Raw genomic sequence first — 22,683 nt, forward strand, 5'->3', positions numbered from 1 at the left:
ATTTGTATAGCGTAACGATAAACAGCGACAAAAGCTTTGGAAAACCAGAAAACCTAGGAAAAACAATCAATACCGAAGGCAGAGAAACCTTCCCGTTTATAGCAAACGACAACCAGCTATATTTTGCCAGCGACGGACGACCAGGACTAGGCGGACTCGATGTATACGTTACCAAAATCAATGATAACAACAACGATAACACCTTTACAACAGTACAAAACGTAGGCGCACCAATAAATAGCAAACAAGACGACTTTGCATTTATCATCGATAGCGAAACCCAAAAAGGATACTTTACCTCCAACAGAGAAGGCGGAAACGGCAACGATGATATTTACAAATTAACCCAAACAAGAAAACTAAACTGCGAGCAAACCCTAAAAGGAATAGTAAGCGACAAAGAAACCAACGCTATACTAGACAATGCCAAAGTAACCCTGCTCGACGAGCAATTTAAAACAATAGGCGAGATTACAACAGCAGCAAACGGAACATACAGTTTTAAAGTAGATTGTAACAAAACCTATCATGTACGAGCAGCCAAAGAAGATTATGAAACCATAGAAACTCCAGTAATCATAAAAGAGCAATCAGGAGAAACAGAGCTAAATATAAAATTAGAAAAACGCATCAAGCCAATCACAGTAGGAACCGATTTAGCCAAAACGCTAAACATACCTATCATCTATTTTGATTTAGATAAATCCATCATCCGCAAAGATGCCGCCTTCGAACTAGAGAAAATCCTGGCGGTAATGCAGCAATACCCAAAGATGAAAATCGATATCCGCTCCCATACCGATAGTCGTCAAACAGCCAAATACAATCTGGTATTATCAGACAGAAGAGCCAAATCAACCCAACAATGGTTGATAAAAAACGGAATTAAATCTAATCGATTAACCGCCAAAGGATATGGCGAGAGTCAGTTAGTAAACCACTGTTCCGATGGAGTTCCTTGCACCGAAGCCGAACACCAATTGAACAGAAGAAGTGAATTTATCATCATCTCGATGGAATAATATTCAGTACATCTAAATAATAAATACCATATTTAAAAGCAATGCTCTTTTTGAAATTTCAGAAAGGGCATTGTTTGTTTTTTATTCAGATGGTTGGTGTTGAGTAAATATTTACTAAATGTGTTATAAAAATAAATAAAATTCTTTGTTTCTCTAGTTTTGACAGCTGATTAAATAATTTTTTAAGTTAAAAAGATAAAATAATGTTATTCGTAACTTGTTTTTTTTTAAATTTATAGTTCTTAAAAATATCAGATATGACTGTTAATCAAATACTAAGCACGAAAGGAAAAGAAGTTTATTCAGTACTTTCATCGACTACCGTTTACGAGGCTTTAAAAGTAATGGGAGAAAAAAACATTGGTGCCATCTTAGTAATAGATGGAACAGAGCTAAAAGGTATATTGTCAGAAAGAGATTATGCACGAAAAATTGTCTTAAAGGATAAATCTTCAAAAGAGACATTTGTTCATGAAATCATGGAAAGCAATGTGATTACAATAAGTTTGTCGGATAATTTAGACTCCTGTATGGAGTTAATGAGTAGTAAAAGAATTAGACATTTGCCTGTTGTAGATAATGGTATTGTGGTAGGAATTATTTCTATAAGTGACGTTGTGAAATCAATAATAGAAATTCAAAAGGATACTATTAATCACTTAAATTCCTATATATCACAATAGAATATGGTGTGAAAGAATAGCAAAAAATAGCCTAATTAATTTCAGGTTATTTTTTTTGGATTAAAAATAAAGTTAGTTTTTTGAAAAAAGAGTAATATAAAAGAATAAAAGAATAATATAAAAGCTTCCTTTTTAAGCCAAGTCTTATATCTTTGTAAGCTAGAATAAAATCTAAAAACAATGAATAAAGATAGTAAAAGAAGCGAGGCGTTATTGTACCATTCAAAGCCTACTCCAGGTAAGATTCAAGTAGTTCCAACCAAAAAATATGCAACCCAAAGAGATTTATCTTTGGCATATTCACCAGGTGTTGCCGAACCATGTTTAGAAATTGCAAGAGATGTAAACGAAGTATATAAATACACTGCAAAAGGGAATCTTGTTGCTGTAATCACTAATGGAACCGCGGTTTTAGGCTTAGGAGATATTGGTCCTGAAGCATCAAAACCAGTAATGGAAGGGAAAGGATTGTTATTTAAAATATTTTCTGATATCGATGTTTTTGATATTGAAATTGGAACAAAAGATATTGAAGAATTCATTCAAACCGTAAAGAATATTGCTCCAACTTTTGGAGGTATTAACCTAGAAGATATTAAGGCACCAGAATCTTTTGAAATAGAAAGAAGATTGGTAGAAGAGCTTAATATTCCGGTAATGCACGATGATCAACACGGAACTGCAATTATATCTTCGGCAGCTTTGATAAATGCTTTAGAGTTAGCAGATAAAAAAGCAGAAGATGTAAAAATGGTAGTTTCAGGCGCAGGATCTGCTGCTTTGGCTTGTGCTGATTTGTATGTTTTATTAGGAGTAAAAATTGAGAATATCTTAATGTATAACAGTAAAGGGCTTTTAACTAAAAATAACCCTGCATTATCTGCTTTACAATTAAAGTATGCTAAAGATATTGAACCAATTGGTTTAGAAGAAGCTTTAAAAGGAGCGGATATATTTTTAGGATTATCGTCAGGAGATATTATGACAGCTGATATGTTATTAGGAATGGCTGAAAATCCAATCGTTTTTGCAATGGCAAATCCTGATCCGGAAATCAATTATAACCTAGCGATTACAACTCGTAAGGATGTTATTATGGCTACGGGACGTTCTGATTATCCTAACCAAGTAAATAATGTATTAGGATTTCCTTATATTTTTAGAGGAGCTCTTGATGTAAGAGCGACTAAAATTAACGAAGCAATGAAAATGGCTGCTGTTAGAGCGTTAGCTTCATTAGCAAAAGAGTCAGTTCCAGAGCAAGTAAATGTTGCTTACGGAGCGACTAAATTAGGATTCGGAAGGGAATATATAATCCCAAAACCTTTCGACCCAAGATTAATTACCGTAGTTGCGCCGGCAGTAGCCAAAGCAGCAATGGAGTCTGGAGTAGCTTTAAATCCAATAACTGATTGGGAAAAGTATGAAGAAGAACTTTTGGCTCGTTTAGGAAATGACAATAAAATGGTTCGTTTGATTACAAACAGAGCAAAAATGGATCCAAAAAGAATCGTTTTTGCCGAAGCAGACCATTTAAATGTATTAAAAGCGGCCCAAATTGTATATGAAGAAGGTATTGGTTTTCCAATCTTATTAGGAAATAAAGAAATCATTCTAGAGCTTAAAGCTGAATTAGGATTTGATGCAGATGTTGAGATTATTGATCCTAAAACGAAAGATCAAGAAGAAAGAAGAAACCAATTTGCATCTTCTTACTGGTCAACAAGAGAGAGACGCGGAATATCTTTGCTAGATGCTCAAAAATTAATGCGCGAAAGAAACTATTTTGCTGCAATGATGGTTAATGAAGGAGAGGCAGATGCATTGGTAACAGGTCATTCTAGAAGTTATCCATCGGTTGTAAAACCAATGTTACAGCTTATAGAGAAAGCACCAGGAGCTTCACTTGTAGCTACGGCAAACATGATGATGACGAATCGTGGGCCAATGTTCTTATCAGATACTGCGATTAATATCAATCCATCAGCAGATGATTTGGCTAAAATAGCTGTTATGACAGCTAAAACAGCTAAAATGTTTGGAGTAGAGCCTGTAATTGCAATGGTTTCATATTCTAATTTTGGTTCTTCGACAAATCCAGGAGCTGCCAAAGTGAGAGAAGCAGTAGCTTACTTGCATAAAAATCATCCTGAATTAGTTATCGACGGAGAAATTCAAGCTGATTTTGCTTTGAACCCAGAAATGCTACAGGAAAAATTTCCTTTTTCTAAATTAGCAGGAAAGAAAGTTAATACACTTATTTTTCCTAACTTAGAATCGGCAAATATTACTTATAAATTATTGAAAGAATTGAATAAAGTAGATTCAATAGGACCAATAATGTTAGGTATGGGTAAACCAGTACATATTTTCCAATTAGGGGCAAGTGTAGAAGAAATGGTTAATATGGCAGCTATTGCTGTTATTGATGCTCAGGAAAAAGAAATTAAAAAGAATAATTTGATTAAATAATTTCAGGTAAAAAAGTATTGTTTAAAAATTGTGGTATTTTTACTTCAAATTTTACTATATTTGGCGCTGTTAACATTATATTATGATTGCACATTTGCAAGGAAAATTAGTTGAAAAGACGCCTACCGAAGTTGTTATCGATTGTGGTGGAGTAGGATATCATGTAAATATATCTTTACACACTTATTCGTTAATACCAAATAGTGATTTTATAAAATTGTATACGCATCTTCAAATAAAAGAAGATGCGCATACATTATTTGGTTTTATAGAAAAATCCGAAAGAGAAATCTTCAGGATGTTGTTATCGGTATCAGGAATTGGAGCTAATATTGCCAGAACAATGTTATCTTCATTAGATCCGAAACAAATTATTAATGCAATAGCATCGGGAGATGTGGGTGTAATTCAATCAATAAAAGGAATTGGGAACAAAACTGCCCAACGAGTTATCCTTGATTTGAAAGAAAAAATTGTTAAATTGTACGATTTAGATGAAGTTTCAATGCTTCAAAACAATACAAACAGAGATGAAGCGTTATCTGCTTTAGAAGTTTTAGGATTTGTCAGAAAAACATCTGAAAAAGTGGTTGAAAAAATCATAAAAGAAGATCCTGAAGCGACTGTTGAGTCAATAATTAAGAAGGCTTTAAAAAGTTTATAAAAAAAACGTACTTTAAAACACACGGACTATATGCATAAAATTTGTATTTTTTTGCTGGTTTTATTTTGTGGGTTTGTATCGGAGGCTCAGGTAAAACAGGAAGCTCAAGATACAACTAAAACAGGGTATTCTGTTGGTAAAATACAAATAAAAGATCCACAAAGTATTCTTTCCGCATATACTTACGACCCTATTACAGATCGCTATATCTATACCAATAGCGTAGATGATTTTTCGATTAATTATCCCATTATTTTAACGCCAGAAGAATACGAAGCTTTAATATTAAAAGAGTCTAGAAGAGATTATTTTAAGAAAAAAGCAGATGCTATTGATGGTAAAAAAGATGGAAGTGAATTAGCCAAAAAAGATTTACTACCTAGATATTATATTAGATCTGGACTTTTCGAATCTATTTTTGGAAGTAATACCATCGATGTAAAACCAACTGGTTCTGTCGAAATAGATTTAGGAGTTCGTTATACCAAACAAGACAATCCTTCCTTTTCTCCTAGAAACAGATCAAATCTTTCTTTTGATTTTGATCAGCGTATCAGTATGAGTTTACAAGGGAAAGTAGGTACTCGATTAAATGTAAATGCTAATTATGATACACAATCAACATTTGCATTCCAAAATTTAATAAAATTAGAATACACACCATCAGAAGACGATATCATTCAGAAAATTGAGGTTGGTAACGTAAGTATGCCGCTTAATAGTACTTTAATAAGAGGAGCACAAAGTTTATTTGGGGTAAAAGCTCAATTACAATTTGGTAAAACTACAATTACGGGAGTTTTCTCAGAGCAAAAATCTCAAAGTAAAAGTGTAGTAGCCGAAGGTGGAGGTACAGTTCAGGATTTTGATTTGTATGCTTTAAATTATGATAATGACAGGCACTTCTTTTTATCTCAATACTTTAGAGGTAAATATGATTCGTCTTTAAGAAAATACCCTTTTATAGATAGTAGAGTTCAAATAACAAGATTAGAAGTTTGGATTACTAATAAACAAAATAGAGTAAGTACTACAAATAACAATTTAAGAAACGTTATAGCACTTCAGGATTTAGGTGAGGCACAATTATCAGGAGTTCCAGATAGTGAAGTTGTGGTGCTTAATCCTTCAGCGGGAATGTTTCTTAATCCAATAAATTCACCAGCGAATAATAGTAATAATAAATATGATCCAAAATTAATAGCAGGAGGAACAGGTTATTTGAATAGTAATATTCGTGAAATTGTTACTTCAAGCTCAGGATTTAATGGTATTACAGTAAGTGAAGGACAGGATTATTCGAAATTAGAAAATGCAAGAAAATTAAATTCTAATGAATATACTTTTAATCCACAATTAGGATATTTATCGTTACAACAACGATTGGCAAATGACGAGGTTTTGGCAGTTGCTTATGAATATACAATGGGAGATCAGGTATTCCAAGTAGGGGAATTTGGTAATGATGGTGTAGATGGTACAGTAGTAACAGGTAACAATCCTTCAAATCAAGCAATCATAACGCAAAGTTTGATTTTGAAAATGCTTAAAAGCAATTTGACAAATGTTAAGAATCCGGTTTGGAATTTGATGATGAAAAATATCTATCAAATTCCTGGAGCATATCAAATAAAACAAGAAGATTTCAGGTTTAATATTTTATATACAGATCCGTCTCCTATAAATTATATCACGCCAGTTTCAGGAACACCATTTCCCCCAAATCCTACACCAGATAATAAAGTAGAAGAAACACCTTTGCTTAAAGTGTTTAATTTGGATAAATTAAACTACAATAATGACCCACAAACGGGTGGTGATGGTTTTTTTGATTTCTTACCGGGATTAACAATGGATGCTCAAAATGGTAGAATTATATTTACAACTAAAGAGCCTTTTGGAGAATTGTTATTCTCTAAATTATCAAATAGTACAGGAGAAGACTATCGTAATACAAGTACTTATAATGCAAATCAAAGCAAGTATGTATTCCGTAATATGTATGCTAGTACACAATCTGCAGCTTTACAGGATAGTGATAAAAATAAATTCTTATTAAGAGGTAAGTATAAATCTACAGGAGGTGACGGAATTCCTATAGGAGCTTTTAATGTTCCTCAAGGTTCTGTAGTTGTTACTGCTGGAGGACGTGTTTTGGTTGAGGGGATTGATTATAGTGTAAACTATCAATTAGGAAGAGTTCAGATTTTGGATCCTTCGCTTCAGGCATCAAATACACCAATAGAGATTTCATTAGAGAATAATTCTATTTTCGGACAACAAACCCGAAGATTTATGGGAATAGATGTACAACATAAAATTTCAGAGAATTTTACTGTTGGAGGTACTTTTTTGCAAATGACAGAGAAACCGTTTACACAAAAATCGAGTTATGGACAGGAATCTGTAAATAATATGATTTATGGTTTCAATACAAACTTCTCTACCGAGATTCCTTTCTTTACCCGATTAGTAAATAAATTACCATTTATAGATACGGATGTTCCTTCTAATCTTTCGTTAAGAGGAGAAATAGCCTTCTTAAAACCAGGTACTCCAAAAGCAGATAATTTTGAAGGAGAATCAACTATTTACGTAGATGATTTTGAAGGGTCGCAATCAACAATAGATATGCGTTCGGCATATGCATGGAGTCTTGCATCTACGCCAGAGGAGAATGCTGTAAGTACCTATAATTTTAATGCCAAAGCCAATGATATGAGTTATGGTTTTAAAAGAGCAAAACTAGCATGGTACACAATTGATCCAGTTTTTTATTCTTCTAAACCATCAGGGATAAGTAATGATGATTTATCATTAAACTCGACCCGTAGAATTTATAGTGATGAGTTGTATCCATTAACTGATATTGCACAAGGACAATCGCAAGTGGTAAACACATTGGATTTAACTTACTATCCATCAGAAAGAGGACCTTATAATAATAATTTAAATTATGCCACAAACCCAAAAGATAATTTTGGAGGGATAATGCGTGCTTTGAGCTCAACCGATTTTGAACAAGGAAATGTTGAATATATTCAGTTTTGGGTATTAGATCCATTTGTGGGAGCAGGAGAAACAGATCAAACCAATACAGGTAAGGTTTACTTTAACTTAGGAGAGATTTCAGAAGATATTTTAAAAGATGGAAGAAAACAATATGAAAATGGTTTAGGACCAGGTCAGATTGTGGTTAATCCTCAGCCTATGTGGGGAGATGTTCCAGCATCGCAATCTTTAATTTACGCATTTGACAACGATAGCGGTAATAGAGCCAATCAGGATGTAGGTCTTGATGGTTTACCAGACGCTAGAGAAGGGGCAGTTTATAATAATTTTGCCTCAACAAATGACCCAGCTGCGGATAATTATACCTATTACTTAAATGCTGATGGTGGTGTTTTAGATCGTTACAAGAATTATAACGGTGTTGAAGGAAACTCGAATGTAAATATAAACGATGCAAATAGAGCTTCGACAACACTTCCTGATGTTGAGGATATCAACAGAGATAATACCATGAATACGATTAATGCTTATTATGAGTATAGCATCGATATTAAGCCAAATATGGAAATAGGGCAAAATTATATTACAGATATAAAAAATACCCAAGTGACTATGGTAAATGGAGCAGTAACTGCTGCTAGATGGATTCAGTTTAAAATTCCAGTTTCGCAACCTCAAAATACGATTGGTAATATATCAGATTTTAGATCAATCCGTTTCATGAGAATGTTTATGACAGGATTTGAAAGTGATGTTACAGTTCGTTTTGGAGCATTAGATTTGGTAAGAGGAGAGTGGAGAAGATACACAAATACATTAGATCCTGCTGATGTTAATGTAGAAGATGATAATACGACTTTCGATGTTTCTGCTGTAAATATTGAAGAAAATAGTACTAGATGTCCAGTAAATTATGTTTCTCCTCCAGGAGTAGCGCGTGAGCAATTATATAATAATAATACAATTATTAATCAAAACGAACAGGCATTAGCATTACGAGTTGCTGGAAATGGATTGCAACCAAAAGATTCCAGAGCTGTATTTAAAAACGTAAGTGTTGATATGCGTCAATACAACAGATTAAAAATGTTTTTGCATGCTGAATCATTACCAAATGAACAGGTGTTGCAAAATGGACAAATGGTAGGTTTTATCCGTTTTGGAAATGACTTTACTCAGAATTTCTATCAAATAGAAATTCCTTTAAAAGTTACTATTCCGGTTTCTACGTCAGGTTCAGATTGTTCTCCTTTAAGCCCTGAAGTTGTTTGGCCAGAAGAAAATAATATTGATTTGGCTTTGTCATTATTGACACAAATGAAAATTGAGGCGATGAAAATTGACCCAAATACACTTCCTCTTGATGGAATTTATTATCCGGATGATGATATAACCAAGCCAGATGGTGATGGAGATAGTACTTTGCGATTAGGGATAAAAGGAAATCCGAACTTTGGATTGGTTAGGAATTTAATGGTTGGTGTGAAGAATACAGAAACACATCAGGATATTAAAGGAGAAGTTTGGTTTAATGAATTGCGTCTTGCCGAGATGGACAATAAAGGAGGTATGGCCGCAATCTTAAATTTAGATACTAATTTTGCCGATTTTGCTACGGTTTCTGCAACAGGTAGAAAAAGTACTATAGGATTTGGATCTCTGGAACAAGGACCGAATGAAAGAAGTAGAGAAGATATACAACAATACAATATCGTAACTAATTTGAATTTAGGTAAGTTATTGCCGCCTAAATGGGGAATTAATTTACCATTTAATTACGCTGTTGGAGAAGAAGTAATTACGCCAGAATATGATCCGTTTAATGAAGATATTAAATTGAAACAGTTATTGGATGTAACGACAGATGCTGCCGAAAGAGATAATATAAAAAACCGTGCAATTGATTATACAAAGCGTAGAAGCATCAACTTTATTGGAGTTAGAAAAGATAGAGCGCCAGAGCAAAAACAACACGTTTATGACCCTGAAAACTTTACATTCTCGCAATCATATAATGAAGTGCAACGTCATGATTATGAAATTGCGAGTTACCGAGATCAACAGTCTAGTACAACTGTAAATTATGCATACAGCTTTCAGCCAAAGACAATTGAACCGCTTAAGAAAAATAAATTCTTTAAGAAGAGTGACTATTGGAAATTGTTAAGCGATTTTAATTTTAATTATTTGCCATCTAATATCTCGTTTAATACTAATATTATAAGACAATATAATCGTCAGGAATTTAGACAAGTAGAAAATGTTGAAGGTATTGGATTGGATCCAATGTATAGAAGAAACTTTGCTTTTAATTATCAGTATGGTTTTAATTTTAATCTTACGAAATCATTAAAAATAAATTATACAGCATCATCTAATAATATAGTTAAAAATTATATGAATGCAGATAATGAGCCAATTGAGAACTTTAGTATTTGGGATAGCTATTGGGACATGGGTACGCCAAATCAGCATATGCAACAATTGATTTTAAATTACGAAATTCCATTATATAAGATTCCTGTATTAGGATTCTTAAAAGCAAATTATTCCTATACGGGAGATTATAGTTGGCAACGTACTTCAGAGGCATTGTCTAGTTATGAGGATGGAAGTGGTAATTTTTATGATTTAGGGAATACAGTTCAGAATGCAAATTCGAATACATTTACGGCGACCATGAATATGAATACGCTTTATAAGTATTTGGGGCTTAATAATAAGGGGGGCGCAAAAGTTCCTAAGGCTAAACCAACTGTACCAAAACCAGGAGAGAAAGTAGTAAATACAAACCAACCATTGGTTGTAAATAGTGCATTTCATGATGGTTTAATGGGAGTACTAACTAGTATAAAAAATATTCAGGTAAACTATACTATTAATAGCGGAACTGTTTTACCAGGGTATACACCAAGCGTTGGATTCTTAGGTTCATCTCGACCATCTTTAGGTTTTATTTTCGGAAGTCAGGATGATGTACGTTATGAAGCTGCTAAAAATGGTTGGTTAACAAACTATCAGGATTTTAATCAGAACTTCTCGCAAGTAACAAACAAGATGTTTAAAGCTACTGCGAATATTGATTTATTGCCAGACTTAAAAATTGATTTGAGTGCAGATCGTGCCTATTCAGCAAATTTCTCTGAACAATATGATGTTGATGAAACTGGATTGTATCATGCAAGATCGCCATACAATTATGGTATTTTCTCAATCTCAACGATTTTAATTAAAACGTCATTTGCTACAAGCGATGAAAATTCATCATCGGCATTTGATGATTTTAGAAGCAATCGTTTGGTAATTGCAAATCGTTTGGCAGAGGGGTATTATGGTTCAGGAGTTGAAATTCCAAGATATGGAGATGCAAATAATCCTATTCCAGGGCCAACAGATCCAAAATATAATTTATTTGTTTCAAATCAAGGGTACCCAATAGGATATACAAAAAGTAATCAGGCAGTTTTGCTTCCTTCGTTTTTGGCAGCCTATTCAGGGGCAGATGCATCAAAAAGCTCGACAGGTATTTTTAGAAACTTTCCGCTTCCAAACTGGAGTATAAAATATAATGGATTGATGCGTTATAAATACTTTAAAGATAAATTTAAGCGTTTCTCTTTGCAGCATAATTATAGAGCATCTTATACGATTAACCAGTATCGTTCTAATTTTAAATATGATCAGAGTCCAGGAGGATTGGATCCGGATAGTGGTAATTTCTATAATGCGACAATCATGTCTAATGTCAATTTAGTAGAGCAATTTAGTCCGCTTATTAGAATGGATTTTGAGTTAAAAAGTTCGTTGAAAGTACTTACAGAAATTAAAAAAGACAGAGCATTATCTATGAGTTTCGATAACAATCTATTGACCGAAGTTAAAGGGATGGAGTATATAATAGGTTTAGGATATCGTATTAAAGATGTGATTTTTTCATCGACATTAGCTGATAGTCCTACAGGAGTTATAAAAAGTGATATTAATATAAAAGGAGATTTATCATATCGAAATAACCAAACGATGGTGCGTTATCTAGATTATGATAATAATCAACTTGCTGCAGGACAGAATATTTGGTCTGTAAAAATTACAGCAGATTATTCATTTAGCAAGAATCTAACGGCAATTTTTTATTACGATCATTCATTTTCTAAAGCAGTTATTTCGACTACGTATCCTTTAACGAATATTCGATCAGGATTTACAATTAGATATAATTTTGGAAATTAAATTTCAGATTCTAAAGTGGATTTGATTAGAAGATTGTTACATTTGCCCTATTAAAATTCAATTATCAATTATCAATAAGTATTTATTATGAATATACCAACAAATTTAAAGTACACAAAGGATCACGAATGGGTTAGCATTGAAGGTGACGTTGCAACAGTAGGAATTACTCATTTTGCTCAAAAAGAATTAGGAGACATTGTTTATGTTGAAGTAGAAACTTTAGATCAAACGCTTGATAAAGACGAAGTTTTTGGAACAGTTGAAGCTGTTAAAACAGTTTCGGATTTGTTTTTGCCATTATCAGGAGAGATTATTGCTTTTAATGACAGTTTAGAAAGTGCTCCAGAAACAGTAAATTCAGATCCTTACGGAGCTGGATGGATGATTAAAATTAAAATTTCTAACACATCAGAATTAGATTCTCTATTATCTGATGAAGCTTATAAAGAATTAATAGGTGCTTAAACAAATATTTTTTTTATGTTTGGCTTTATTGTGGACAGGGATTATCGTTTTTCTTTGTTTAACAGAGTCAAGTAATATCCCAACAATAAAAATTCCTTACATAGATAAATTAGTTCATTTTTGTTTTCATTTTGGTTTTACAATACTATGGTTTTTGTTTTTTAAAAAACAATTTAATAGCATAGATAATTATAAGCCGTTACTTGTTTCTTTTGTTTTTTCGATTTTTTTCGGACTTGCAATAGAGATTTTGCAAAGTAAATATACTTTAACAAGAAGTGCCGACATGATGGATTTTTTAGCGAATGCAATAGGAGCAACATCAGCAATAATTGCGGTGCTACTATTTAATAAGCTAATCTCTAAAATAGTAAATTAAAAAATCCCACTTCGGTGGGATTTTTTGTTTTTAATATTTTTGGTAATGTAATATTTATGTTAGTGATTGTACTTTGTTTAGGCTTAATTAAAAGTAACAGTTTATACCAAACTTATCTCAATATAAAATGTATTTTTGCCAACCAGGATTTAATACAATTAATTTATTATACCCATGAATATTAGACAATACTTAGATTCAACATATTTAAAAACTGCTGAGCAAGCTAATTTGACTGAAGCAGAAAATACACAGATAGTTAAAGATGCAATTGAAGAGGCTGTAACTGAGCGTTTCAAATTGATAATGATTCGTCCGGATAAAGTTAGTTTGGCGAAAGAAATGATCTCGAAGGCAGAATCAAATCTCTTGATAGGTACTGTGATCGATTTTCCTGAAGGGAAATCAAATTTAGAAGCAAAGCTTGCGGAAGCAAATGTAGTAATACAAAACGGAGCTGATGATTTAGATTTTGTATGTAATTATGAAGCTTTTAAAAACGGGGAAATTGATTTAGTAAAAAATGAGATTTTGCAATGTACACGTTTGGGATTGACCAATAAAAAAGTTGTGAAATGGATTATAGAAGTCGCAGCACTTAACGATACCGAAATTATACAGCTGTCGGCATTAATAAAAAACATAATCATTCAAAATTTTGATGAAAATGATTATTCTTCTGTTTTTGTAAAATCATCAACTGGCTTTTATAAAACAGAAAATAATTTGCCAAATGGAGCAACAGTTCCAACAATTATAATGATGCTTGAAAATGCTTCGCCGCTTCCTATAAAAGCTGCTGGTGGGGTAAGGTCATATAATGAGGCTGTCGAAATGATTAATCTTGGAGTGAAGCGTATAGGAACTTCAAATGCCAAAGCAATTGCAAACGGAGAAACTTCACAAAACCAATATTAAATTCACAACCAAAACCACCGTATGAACAAAGGTTTTTTGACTTTTATTATAGCATTTTACTCTTTAATGGCTGCTTCTCAAGAAGCAAATAATTTAACTGTTAAGTCTAGTTTTACTTCTGAAGAATTTCCAATTTTTCCAACTTGCGAGAATTTAAAATCGAAAGCTTTGGAAAATTGTTTCTATAGCGAGGTTCAGGATTTTGTATTTAAAAATTTTCAAATTCCTTCAAATTTAAAACAGAATAATTATAAAGGTGATGTAAAAGTCCTTTTTGAAGTGGACAGAAATGGAGAATTTAAGGTTATATATGTTAATGCTAATAATGATGAATTAGTTCAGGAAACAAAACGTGTTTTTGCCACATTTCCTAAAATTAAGCCGTCTACTTATGATGGAAAGCCAACGTATTCTAAATATACGATCGTAATTAATATACCATTAAAAACGGCAGGACAAATTTCTGAGGAAGCGATAGCAGCGTCAAAGATTATTAAACCTGATACTGCACCTATGACAGAATTGGATAGTATTGTTTATAAAAAATATACAAATCCAGAGTTTGACAGTAATTTAAATATTCCTTTTTCTCATAGTTATTACGCCCAATTTGATGGGGCTTTAAATAAAGTGGGGAGTAATAATCACACAGCTTCAAAGCCATATACGTATGCCGAAGTTTCAAAATATTATAATCTTAAAGCGGTGAATGAATCGCTTAAAAAGGATGTTTCTGGTTGGTGGGGACGTAAACTTTGGAATGAAAGTTTAGTCGAAATAGAAGGAGAGGGATATTGGTTTACATTAAATGCTATTGTGGATTTACAAGTAGGTAAGGATACAAAAAGTGATATTTCTTATACTTATGTAAATACAAGAGCGCTTAATTTTAGAGGTGGTCTAGGTAAGCATCTTAATTTTACTACGACAGTTTTTGAAAGTCAGGGAAGATTTGCTGATTATTATAATAGTTATGCTGAATCGATAAAGCCTTCGGGTGGAAATCCTGCTGTAATTCCTGGAATTGGAATTGCTAAAGCTTTTAAAACAGATGGCTATGATTTTCCTTCTGCGGAAGCAAATTTGACTTATAAGCCAGGTAAAATTTTTGATTTTCAATTAGGTTATGGAAGAAATTTCATAGGAGACGGATATCGTTCTTTATTAGAGAGCGATGGGGCAAGTCCGTATCCGTATTTTAAAATGAATACTACTTTTTGGAAAATAAAGTATACCAATACTTATATGTTTCTTAAGGATGTTAGACCCGATGCAACAGTAGATAAAACTTATGCCAGTAAATATATGGCAAACCATTATTTAAGTTTAAATGTTACAAATAGATTAAACTTAGGTTTCTTTGAGTCAGTAATCTGGACCAATAGCAATGACCGAGGTTTTGATATGGCTTTTGCTAATCCAATTATTTTTTACAGATCGGTTGAGTTTGCTTCTTCTTCTAGAAGCGGTAATGCTTTACTTGGTTTAACTGCAAAGTATAAATGGAATAATCAAATTAATTTGTATGGACAATTTCTTCTGGATGAATTTTCAGTTGGTGATATGGGAAGTGGAGAAAAAAGCTGGAAGAATAAATTTGGATATCAGTTAGGAGCTAAGTATTATAATGCATTTCATGTGCCTAATTTATTGATGCAATTAGAGTATAATCATGTGCGCCCGTATGTGTATTCTCATAGTGCTGTTATAACAAATTATGGTCATAATAATCAAAGTATTGGACATCAATGGGGAGGTAATTTTAGCGAATTTATAGCTATTGCTCGTTATCATAAAGGAAGGTATTTTGCAGATGCAAAAATTACGGTTGGAACCAGAGGTTTGGATTTTGATACTGCGGAAGATTCATTTAATTATGGATCGGATATTTATAAGAGTTATGATGTAAAAAGACCTTATAATACAGGTGTAGAAGTTGGGCAAGGGAATAAAACATCGGTTTTTATTACCGACATTCAGGCAGGTTATTTAGTTAATCCAGCTACAAACTTAAAATTCTTTGGAAGTTTAATTTATAGAAACTTTGATCCGACTAAAGATACTGCGGCAAATTTTAAGGAAAGTACAACATGGTTTACTTTAGGATTAAGAGCAGATGTCTTTAATTGGTATTTTGATTATTAAAATATTTAGTAAGATTTTTTGCAGATGATTCGGTTTTATCGTGAAATTGAAGCATGTTTAGTGCTTTCTATTGAAAAAATGTAATTTTATCGTCCTAAATTCTGCAATCTAATTTGTACATTTGCACCAGTTTTGAAAAAACCAAAATAACAACGCATTGGACGCAACACAAAATACACTTTCACTCAAATCTATTTTTAATGATTTCAAAGAAATCACAAAAGCAGGACTCGCCGTAAGTGTTTTGTTCTCTTCGATAGCTGGTTACCTACTTGGTTTTGATGATCAACATCCATTTCAATGGTCGGTACTTTTAGTTTTAGCAATTGGAGGATATTGTATGGTAGGAGCTTCAAATGCTTATAACCAAGTTATCGAGAAAGACCTTGATGCTTTAATGGACAGAACAAAGAATCGTCCAGTTCCTTCAGGAAGAATGTCGCCTAAAGTTGCTTTGCTTGTAGCGTCTTTACTTACAATTATTGGATTAACTTTACTTTATACAATCAATCCTAAAACAGCAATGTTTGGTGCGATTTCAATTTTTTTATATACCAGTGTTTACACACCATTAAAAACAGTGACTTCTTTGTCTGTTTTTGTAGGTGCTTTTCCAGGAGCGATACCATTTATGTTAGGATGGGTTGCAGCTACAGGAGATTTCGGTATTGAAGCAGGAACATTATTTTTAATTCAGTTTTTTTGGCAATTTCCTCATTTTTGGGCTATTGGTTGGTTCTTGTATGAGGATTACGAAAAAGCAGGATTTTTTATGCTTCCAACAGGGAAGAAAGACAAAGGAACTGCGTTACAGGTTATATTATATACGATTTGGCTTATTATAGCATCGCTTTTGCCATCTTTAGGGTATACAGGTAAATTGTTTATTACGCCAATAGCGGCAATTTTAGTGTTCTTATTAGGGCTTTGGATGTTGTTTTATGCAGTTCGTCTGTATAAATTAAGAACGGCTAAAGCAGCTAGAACATTGATGCTGGTAAGTGTTTCTTATATTACCTTGTTGCAGTTGATTTTTATATTTGATAAATTTTTAAGATAGTTATGGAAATGACAATGACAAAAGATGAAGATAGAGCAAGAAGCGCTAAGTCATCTAAATTGATTTTATTGTTCGCAATGGTTAGTATGACCATGATGTTTGCTGGGCTTACCAGTGCGTTTGTGGTTAGTAAGTCAAGAACCGACTGGTTGAAGGATTTTCAGCTGCCTTCAGCGTTTTATTATAGTACTTTAGTGATTATTGGTTGTAGTGTTACTTTTTATTTAGCTAAAAGAGCTATTCAAAAAGACAATAGAAAAGCGACAACTAACTTACTTTTGACTACTTTAGCATTAGGAATTTTATTTGTGGTTTTACAGTTTGCAGGATTTGAACAAATCGTTGCAGATGGCTATTATTTTACAGGAGCGGAGAGTTCTATAACGACTACTTTTCTTTATGTTGTAACGGTTACACACTTGTTTCACCTAGCTGGAGGGATTATTTCTCTTTTAGTTATTATTTATAATCATTTTAAACAGAAATACAATTCGACTCAAACTCTTGGAATAGAACTAGGTGCAATGTACTGGCACTTTCTTGATTTCTTGTGGGTCTATTTATTTTTATTTTTATATTTCTTTAAATAAGAAAAAAACGTAAATTTGGGAACTTTTTAACGAATATCTTTTATGGAAGCGACAGTTACTACTGCAAATAACGAAGAAAAAACTTGGGGAGGCGGCAATGAGCCATTAGGAGCAAGTTATGGTAAAATGATGATGTGGTTTTTTATCGTATCGGATGCCTTAACGTTCTCTGGATTTCTTGCGGCTTATGGTTTTTCTAGATTTAAATTTATTGAAACTTGGCCATTGGCTGATGAAGTGTTTACTCACTTCCCTTTTATGCATGGTGTTCCTGCACCTATGTATTATGTCGCATTAATGACATTTATTTTGATTTTTTCATCTGTAACAATGGTTTTGGCTGTTGATGCAGGACATCAAATGAAAAAAAGCAAAGTTGCAGTATATATGTTTTTAACTATTATTGGAGGTTTGATTTTCGTTGGGTCACAAGCTTGGGAATGGAAAAATTTTATCAAAGGTGAATACGGAGCTGTTGAAACAAAAGGAGGAAGTTTACTTCAGTTTGTTGATAAAGACGGGAAACGTGTTGCTCTTGCAGATTTTGCAGTAAAATTACCAGAAGGTAGAGAAGCATTAACTAGAGACAAAGGAAAATGGTTTATGAGTGATGCAGAAACATTGCCAACATATTCTGTTGCTGAAGTTCAAGCTGGTTTTAAAGCACATCCTGAATTGTTAGTAAGAACAGAAGTCCTTACTAAGGAAAAGAAAAAAACTGTTCTTTCTAGAGAAGAGTCTGAATTGAGATTAAGTCAGGCACATTACGTTGTAGAAGGTGCTAATTTGGTTAGAAACGAATACGGAAATAAATTATTTGCTGATTTCTTTTTCTTTATTACAGGTTTCCACGGATTTCACGTGATTTCTGGGATTATCATCAACATCATTATCTTTTTTAATGTATTGTTAGGTACTTATGAAAAAAGAAAGAGCTATGAAATGGTAGAGAAAGTTGGTTTATACTGGCACTTTGTCGATTTAGTTTGGGTATTTGTATTCACAGTTTTCTACTTAGTTTAATTTTAGATCTATATTATTATGTCACACGAATATGTATCACATACAAAAAGAATCTGGTTCGTTTTTGCACTACTATCAGCTGTAACAACAGTAGAGGTTATTTTAGGAATCTACAAGCCAGGAGTATTAGAGTTTAATCATTTTATAGGTTTAAATTTATTGAATTGGATATTTTATATCTTAACAATATATAAAGCTTATTATATAGTATGGGCATTTATGCACATGGAAGGTGAAAAAAGCAGCCTAAGATGGTCTGTGGTTTCAACGGTTATTTTCCTAGTTTTATATTTATTGTTTATTCTTTTAACTGAAGGACATTATATTTATGGGGTTTTTAAAGATTCTACTATTAAATGGAATTTTTAACATGATATTAATTCAAAAAGAGGGTACGCATTGCGTACCTTTTTTTATTTTTGTACTTTAAATTTTTCCCTTCTATAATGAAAAAAAATATAGTCCTTTTCGTTCTCTTCGTTTTGCCTATAGTTGCTTATCTCTTTTTTGCTTCTGGCGTGAATGGTTTTACTACTTTGCCTGTTATAACACCTAAAGTTGCCGACTTAGGAAACTGGGAATCCTTGAGAGGTGAAAAAGTAAGTCTGGATAACAAAATAACAATACTCGGTTTTTCTGGAACTGAGATTTTAAAAAATCGTGGAAATTATTTTAATTTAAACGAAAAAATTTACCAACGCTATCACACTTTTCAAGATTTACAATTTGTTGTAATTTGTCCTTTGGGAACTGAAGAAGATACTCGTAAAGTAGTAGATGCTTTAGCTGCTTTTACAGACGTATCACAATGGCATTTTGTTTTTGCTTCACCAGACGAAATCAATACGTATTATAATCAATTGCATTTAGTTGGAAAACTAGATCAGCATCTAGGTACGCCTAATGTCTTTATTGTTGATAAGGGACGTAATTTAAGAGGTAGAAAAGAAAAGAAAGATTACAAGGAAGGATATAATACTTTTCATCCATCTGAACTAAGTAACGAAATGCTCGATGATTTTAAGATAATCCTTTACGAGTATCGTGCGGCCCTTAAGAAGAATCATAATGCAACCAAACAACTTTAAAATTATATTGCCATGTTTAAAAACAAATCATATATCGGAATCTCATTTATAATATTGATTTTTGGTATTTATGCTATTCCTAAAATTATCGATAGAGTAAAAAATGATACTGTTGTAAAAGGGAGTCGTTTGGATAGTGTTAATTCAAAAGATGTCAAGGATGATGGTAAATTAGTAAAAATTGGACCAGCTCCTAAATTTGAATTAACAAATCAGGATAACGTTAAAATCTCAAATGAAACGTATAAAGGAAAAGTATATGTTTTAGAATTTTTCTTTACTACTTGTCCATCAATTTGTCCTAAGATGAATTTGAGTATGTTAGAAATCGAGAAAAAGTTTTTCGGGAATCCTAACTTCGGAATTGTATCTATAACTATTGACCCTGTTCATGATACGCCACAAGTATTAAAAGATCATGCTAAAATGCTAGGAGTTAAATCTTCTAATTGGAATTTTTTGACAGGAGATAAAAATGTTATCATGGATTTATCTAATAAAGGATTTAATCTATATGCTGGAGCAAATAGTAAAGTAAGCGGAGGATTTGAACATTCTGGTTTATTTGCTTTGATTGACAAAAATGGTAATATTCGTTGTCGTAAAGATGATTTTGGGAACCCAATTCTTTATTATGACGGATTAGATAAAAAAGGAGTTAGAGATATACAACAAGATATAAATATATTATTAGAAGAGTAAGATGGAGGATAATTCATTAGAAAAAAAATACAATAAGTACATCATACTTGTTTCAATCGTAATTCCAGTTGTAGTTGCTATTTTATTTGGAGTTAAACTTAAAGATTTTGGATATAATGTTGAGCCGCTTTCTTTCTTGCCGCCTATTTATGCTACAATAAATGGTATTACAGCATTAGTTTTGATTATTGCTGTAATGGCTATCAAAAAAGGAAATCGCAAGCTTCACGAACGCTTAATGACTACGGCAATTGCACTTTCGTTAGCGTTCCTGGTAATGTATATTGCATATCATATGACATCAGATTCTACCAAATTCGGCGGAGAAGGTGCAATTCGATATGTATATTTCTTTATTCTGATCTCACATATTTTATTATCTATTGCAATTGTTCCATTGGTTTTAATAACGTATGTTCGTGCAATCGCAAATACATTTGACAAGCACAGAAAAATTGCAAGAATCACATACCCGCTTTGGTTATATGTTGCTATTACCGGAGTAATTGTTTATTTAATGATTTCCCCTTATTATGTTTAATATAAATACAAACAACAAGAAACAAGGTGTTTCTAGACTAGCAAAGATTAGTTTCTTGTTGGTTATTTTTTTCTTTAATTTATCTGTCAATGCACAATGCGCAATGTGTCGCGCTGCTCTGGGCGGAGATGAAAATACTAAGCAAGCCGAAGCAGTAAATGATGGAATTGTTTACCTTATGGTAGTTCCTTATTTACTTGTTGCTGTAATTGGCTATTTGATTTTTAGAATGTATCAGTCTAAAAAGAAGAACGCGTAAACTAGGATTTATTTTAATCCGTTTACCGAAACATTCACTGTTCCATTAACTTTTATAAAAGCAATAATGGCTTGGTTTGTTAATTCCACTTTTTGAAATTCTATGTCATCCATCTTTCCATTTACGAAAACACCAGGCATAGGTGAATAATTTTTAAGATAATTAAGCATGCTCTGTTTGCCCTCTTCTAAATTTGGCTGAATAGAGTAACGGCAGCTTTCTTTCATTTTGTTTAAAATAAAACCTTGTAAAAGCCAGTTGGCAGTACGGGTTAGTCTGCTTTTTGTATCAAGAACATAGTCTAGTTGGTCAAAATAAAGTTCTTTAGTTTGCGGGTTGTATTTAGGGAAACCATTTAGATATAAAGTTCCATTTACAGCACCTAGAACATCTAAGGCAATAATCATTTTTCCGTCTTTATGCCAAATTTCAACATTCTTGACAGTGATTTTTTTGCTGCCAGTGCCAAACTCTTGCCCTGCAAAATTTTTAGTCATTATTTTAGATGCGTCTTTGTAACTAGACACGGCAGCGATATTAGCTGTAATTTGCTTGGGGATTTTAGATACTGGTTTTAAAACTATTTTAGAAGCACTAAATTTGGTTTCAGGTTGTTTGCCAATTATGGTCTCCATATTACATTTCATTCCCATTTCTAATAAAAAAGAATCATTTTTTAGCTTAGCGTCAGAAGAATATATTTCGATAGGTACAATTCTTAGCCAGCTGTCATATTCTTGATTCATCTGGAATGGAGTACATATTTTTTCTAAGGCAGCCAAAACATTTGGTTTAAAGTCCATAGACTTTTCTATTGCAGCATCGATACTTTTTTCTAATTTTGATTTGAAAATAGAAATGGCTGGATTTATAAGATAAGTTACAGGCATATTCTTTCCAAAAACACTCATAGTTGGGCTCTCATTCCAATCTAATGATTTTAATTCGGTTTTAGTGTTCAATTTCCAATTGGTCAGCCCCACTGAGCTAACTAATGTGATTACTCCATTTAAATTAAATTCTCTGGTATCGTATAGCTCTACGCCTAATTGTTTGGTTCCTATTCTATATTTTACAAGTGCTTTTAGAGGTAGAATAGTCTTGATTTTCTTGTCAGGATTTGCAGGATCATTCTCAATTCTTATAGGAGCCAATTTCCATATTTTGATTTCGATATCGTCATCTTCAATATTGTTGTCTTCGTAAATTAAACCAGTAAGTAAAGTATTAGTTTGGTTTTCAATGTCTTTTAGCTTTACGGTAATAGGCAAGTTTATGAATGAAGGAGTGTTGTCGTATATTAATGGGCTAGCATCATCGGGCTCAGGCTTTAATGTTGCTAATTTTTGAGAAGAAGAACAGCTAGTTATAAAAGTGATAACTATTGAGAGGGCTAGAAACGATATTAATTTCTTCATTATATTTTT

Annotated in this window: 18 protein-coding genes; 17 read left to right on the forward strand and 1 reads right to left on the reverse strand. The window is 32.7% G+C overall.

The features are described 5' to 3' along the window. From B8T70_RS08730 to B8T70_RS08810, 17 genes are all read left to right on the forward strand, one after another. Positions 1-1,022: OmpA family protein (locus B8T70_RS08730; protein ID WP_165763199.1), on the forward strand; the 1,022-nt coding region annotated here is incomplete at its 5' end. 257 nt (positions 1,023-1,279) lie between these two features. After that, positions 1,280-1,705 carry a CBS domain-containing protein gene (locus tag B8T70_RS08735; RefSeq protein WP_039114892.1) on the forward strand — a complete coding sequence of 142 codons (426 nt, stop codon included), beginning with the start codon at positions 1,280-1,282 and terminating at the stop codon, positions 1,703-1,705. Between the two features lie 180 nt (positions 1,706-1,885). After that, positions 1,886-4,177 carry an NADP-dependent malic enzyme gene (locus B8T70_RS08740; RefSeq protein WP_039114890.1) on the forward strand — a complete coding sequence of 764 codons (2,292 nt, stop codon included), beginning with the start codon at positions 1,886-1,888 and terminating at the stop codon, positions 4,175-4,177. A gap of 82 nt (positions 4,178-4,259) precedes the next feature. Beyond that, entirely contained in the window at positions 4,260-4,841 is a 582-nt protein-coding gene (gene ruvA / locus B8T70_RS08745) for a Holliday junction branch migration protein RuvA (protein WP_035617819.1), read from the forward strand. Positions 4,842-4,871: 30 nt separating this feature from the next. Further along, on the forward strand, positions 4,872-12,083 hold the full coding sequence (gene sprA, locus B8T70_RS08750) for a cell surface protein SprA (protein ID WP_086894627.1): 7,212 nt from the start codon (positions 4,872-4,874) through the stop codon (positions 12,081-12,083). Positions 12,084-12,170: 87 nt separating this feature from the next. Continuing rightward, the gene (gcvH, locus tag B8T70_RS08755) at positions 12,171-12,551 is read left to right on the forward strand and encodes a glycine cleavage system protein GcvH (RefSeq protein ID WP_086894628.1); all 381 of its coding nucleotides are present in this window, start codon (positions 12,171-12,173) and stop codon (positions 12,549-12,551) included. After that, positions 12,544-12,930, forward strand: a complete 387-nt coding sequence (locus tag B8T70_RS08760) for a VanZ family protein (RefSeq protein WP_242667446.1) — start codon at positions 12,544-12,546, stop codon at positions 12,928-12,930. The genes gcvH and B8T70_RS08760 overlap by 8 nt, the downstream gene beginning before the upstream one ends. Positions 12,931-13,104: 174 nt before the next feature. Beyond that, positions 13,105-13,848 (forward strand): deoxyribose-phosphate aldolase, encoded by a 744-nt coding sequence (gene deoC / locus B8T70_RS08765; protein WP_086894629.1) that lies wholly within the window; start codon positions 13,105-13,107, stop codon positions 13,846-13,848. 21 nt (positions 13,849-13,869) lie between these two features. Then, the gene (locus B8T70_RS08770; RefSeq protein WP_086894630.1) at positions 13,870-15,993 is read left to right on the forward strand and encodes an energy transducer TonB; all 2,124 of its coding nucleotides are present in this window, start codon (positions 13,870-13,872) and stop codon (positions 15,991-15,993) included. Positions 15,994-16,150: 157 nt separating this feature from the next. Then, positions 16,151-17,053: a heme o synthase gene (gene cyoE, locus B8T70_RS08775; RefSeq protein WP_039118367.1), complete on the forward strand. Its 903-nt coding sequence runs from the start codon at positions 16,151-16,153 to the stop codon at positions 17,051-17,053. A gap of 2 nt (positions 17,054-17,055) precedes the next feature. Then, on the forward strand, positions 17,056-17,643 hold the full coding sequence (locus B8T70_RS08780) for a cytochrome c oxidase subunit 3 (protein ID WP_039114879.1): 588 nt from the start codon (positions 17,056-17,058) through the stop codon (positions 17,641-17,643). Between the two features lie 42 nt (positions 17,644-17,685). After that, positions 17,686-18,666 (forward strand): cytochrome c oxidase subunit 3, encoded by a 981-nt coding sequence (locus B8T70_RS08785; protein ID WP_039114878.1) that lies wholly within the window; start codon positions 17,686-17,688, stop codon positions 18,664-18,666. 18 nt (positions 18,667-18,684) lie between these two features. Then, the gene (locus B8T70_RS08790) at positions 18,685-19,035 is read left to right on the forward strand and encodes a cytochrome C oxidase subunit IV family protein (protein ID WP_039114877.1); all 351 of its coding nucleotides are present in this window, start codon (positions 18,685-18,687) and stop codon (positions 19,033-19,035) included. A 77-nt stretch (positions 19,036-19,112) separates the two neighbouring features. Beyond that, the gene (locus B8T70_RS08795; protein WP_039114876.1) at positions 19,113-19,754 is read left to right on the forward strand and encodes a hypothetical protein; all 642 of its coding nucleotides are present in this window, start codon (positions 19,113-19,115) and stop codon (positions 19,752-19,754) included. A 12-nt stretch (positions 19,755-19,766) separates the two neighbouring features. Beyond that, a complete protein-coding gene (locus B8T70_RS08800) occupies positions 19,767-20,456 on the forward strand; it encodes an SCO family protein (RefSeq protein WP_086894631.1) in 690 nt (229 codons plus the stop codon). Between the two features lies 1 nt (position 20,457). Continuing rightward, positions 20,458-20,997: a DUF420 domain-containing protein gene (locus B8T70_RS08805; protein WP_086894632.1), complete on the forward strand. Its 540-nt coding sequence runs from the start codon at positions 20,458-20,460 to the stop codon at positions 20,995-20,997. Next, positions 20,990-21,256: a hypothetical protein gene (locus B8T70_RS08810; RefSeq protein WP_039114872.1), complete on the forward strand. Its 267-nt coding sequence runs from the start codon at positions 20,990-20,992 to the stop codon at positions 21,254-21,256. Before B8T70_RS08805 ends, B8T70_RS08810 begins: the two co-directional genes overlap by 8 nt. 8 nt (positions 21,257-21,264) lie before the next feature. Here B8T70_RS08810 and B8T70_RS08815 read toward each other — a convergent pair whose 3' ends face one another. Further along, positions 21,265-22,674, reverse strand: coding sequence for a DUF4403 family protein (locus B8T70_RS08815; RefSeq protein ID WP_086894633.1), 1,410 nt, complete (start codon positions 22,672-22,674; stop codon positions 21,265-21,267). Positions 22,675-22,683 lie beyond the last annotated feature (9 nt).

The organism is Flavobacterium sp. AJR, assembly GCF_002156885.1.
Lineage (GTDB): Bacteria > Bacteroidota > Bacteroidia > Flavobacteriales > Flavobacteriaceae > Flavobacterium.

What these genes read in the sequence shown, in the direction of transcription:
- B8T70_RS08735 (WP_039114892.1), top strand. Translation starts at nt 1,280, where the DNA reads ATGACTGTTAATCAAATACTAAGCACGAAAGGAAAAGAAGTTTATTCA.
- B8T70_RS08740 (WP_039114890.1), top strand. Translation starts at nt 1,886, where the DNA reads ATGAATAAAGATAGTAAAAGAAGCGAGGCGTTATTGTACCATTCAAAG.
- ruvA (WP_035617819.1), top strand. Translation starts at nt 4,260, where the DNA reads ATGATTGCACATTTGCAAGGAAAATTAGTTGAAAAGACGCCTACCGAA.
- sprA (WP_086894627.1), top strand. Translation starts at nt 4,872, where the DNA reads ATGCATAAAATTTGTATTTTTTTGCTGGTTTTATTTTGTGGGTTTGTA.
- gcvH (WP_086894628.1), top strand. Translation starts at nt 12,171, where the DNA reads ATGAATATACCAACAAATTTAAAGTACACAAAGGATCACGAATGGGTT.
- deoC (WP_086894629.1), top strand. Translation starts at nt 13,105, where the DNA reads ATGAATATTAGACAATACTTAGATTCAACATATTTAAAAACTGCTGAG.
- B8T70_RS08770 (WP_086894630.1), top strand. Translation starts at nt 13,870, where the DNA reads ATGAACAAAGGTTTTTTGACTTTTATTATAGCATTTTACTCTTTAATG.
- B8T70_RS08780 (WP_039114879.1), top strand. Translation starts at nt 17,056, where the DNA reads ATGGAAATGACAATGACAAAAGATGAAGATAGAGCAAGAAGCGCTAAG.
- B8T70_RS08785 (WP_039114878.1), top strand. Translation starts at nt 17,686, where the DNA reads ATGGAAGCGACAGTTACTACTGCAAATAACGAAGAAAAAACTTGGGGA.
- B8T70_RS08790 (WP_039114877.1), top strand. Translation starts at nt 18,685, where the DNA reads ATGTCACACGAATATGTATCACATACAAAAAGAATCTGGTTCGTTTTT.
- B8T70_RS08795 (WP_039114876.1), top strand. Translation starts at nt 19,113, where the DNA reads ATGAAAAAAAATATAGTCCTTTTCGTTCTCTTCGTTTTGCCTATAGTT.
- B8T70_RS08800 (WP_086894631.1), top strand. Translation starts at nt 19,767, where the DNA reads ATGTTTAAAAACAAATCATATATCGGAATCTCATTTATAATATTGATT.
- B8T70_RS08805 (WP_086894632.1), top strand. Translation starts at nt 20,458, where the DNA reads ATGGAGGATAATTCATTAGAAAAAAAATACAATAAGTACATCATACTT.
- B8T70_RS08810 (WP_039114872.1), top strand. Translation starts at nt 20,990, where the DNA reads ATGTTTAATATAAATACAAACAACAAGAAACAAGGTGTTTCTAGACTA.
- B8T70_RS08815 (WP_086894633.1), bottom strand. Translation starts at nt 22,674, where the DNA reads ATGAAGAAATTAATATCGTTTCTAGCCCTCTCAATAGTTATCACTTTT.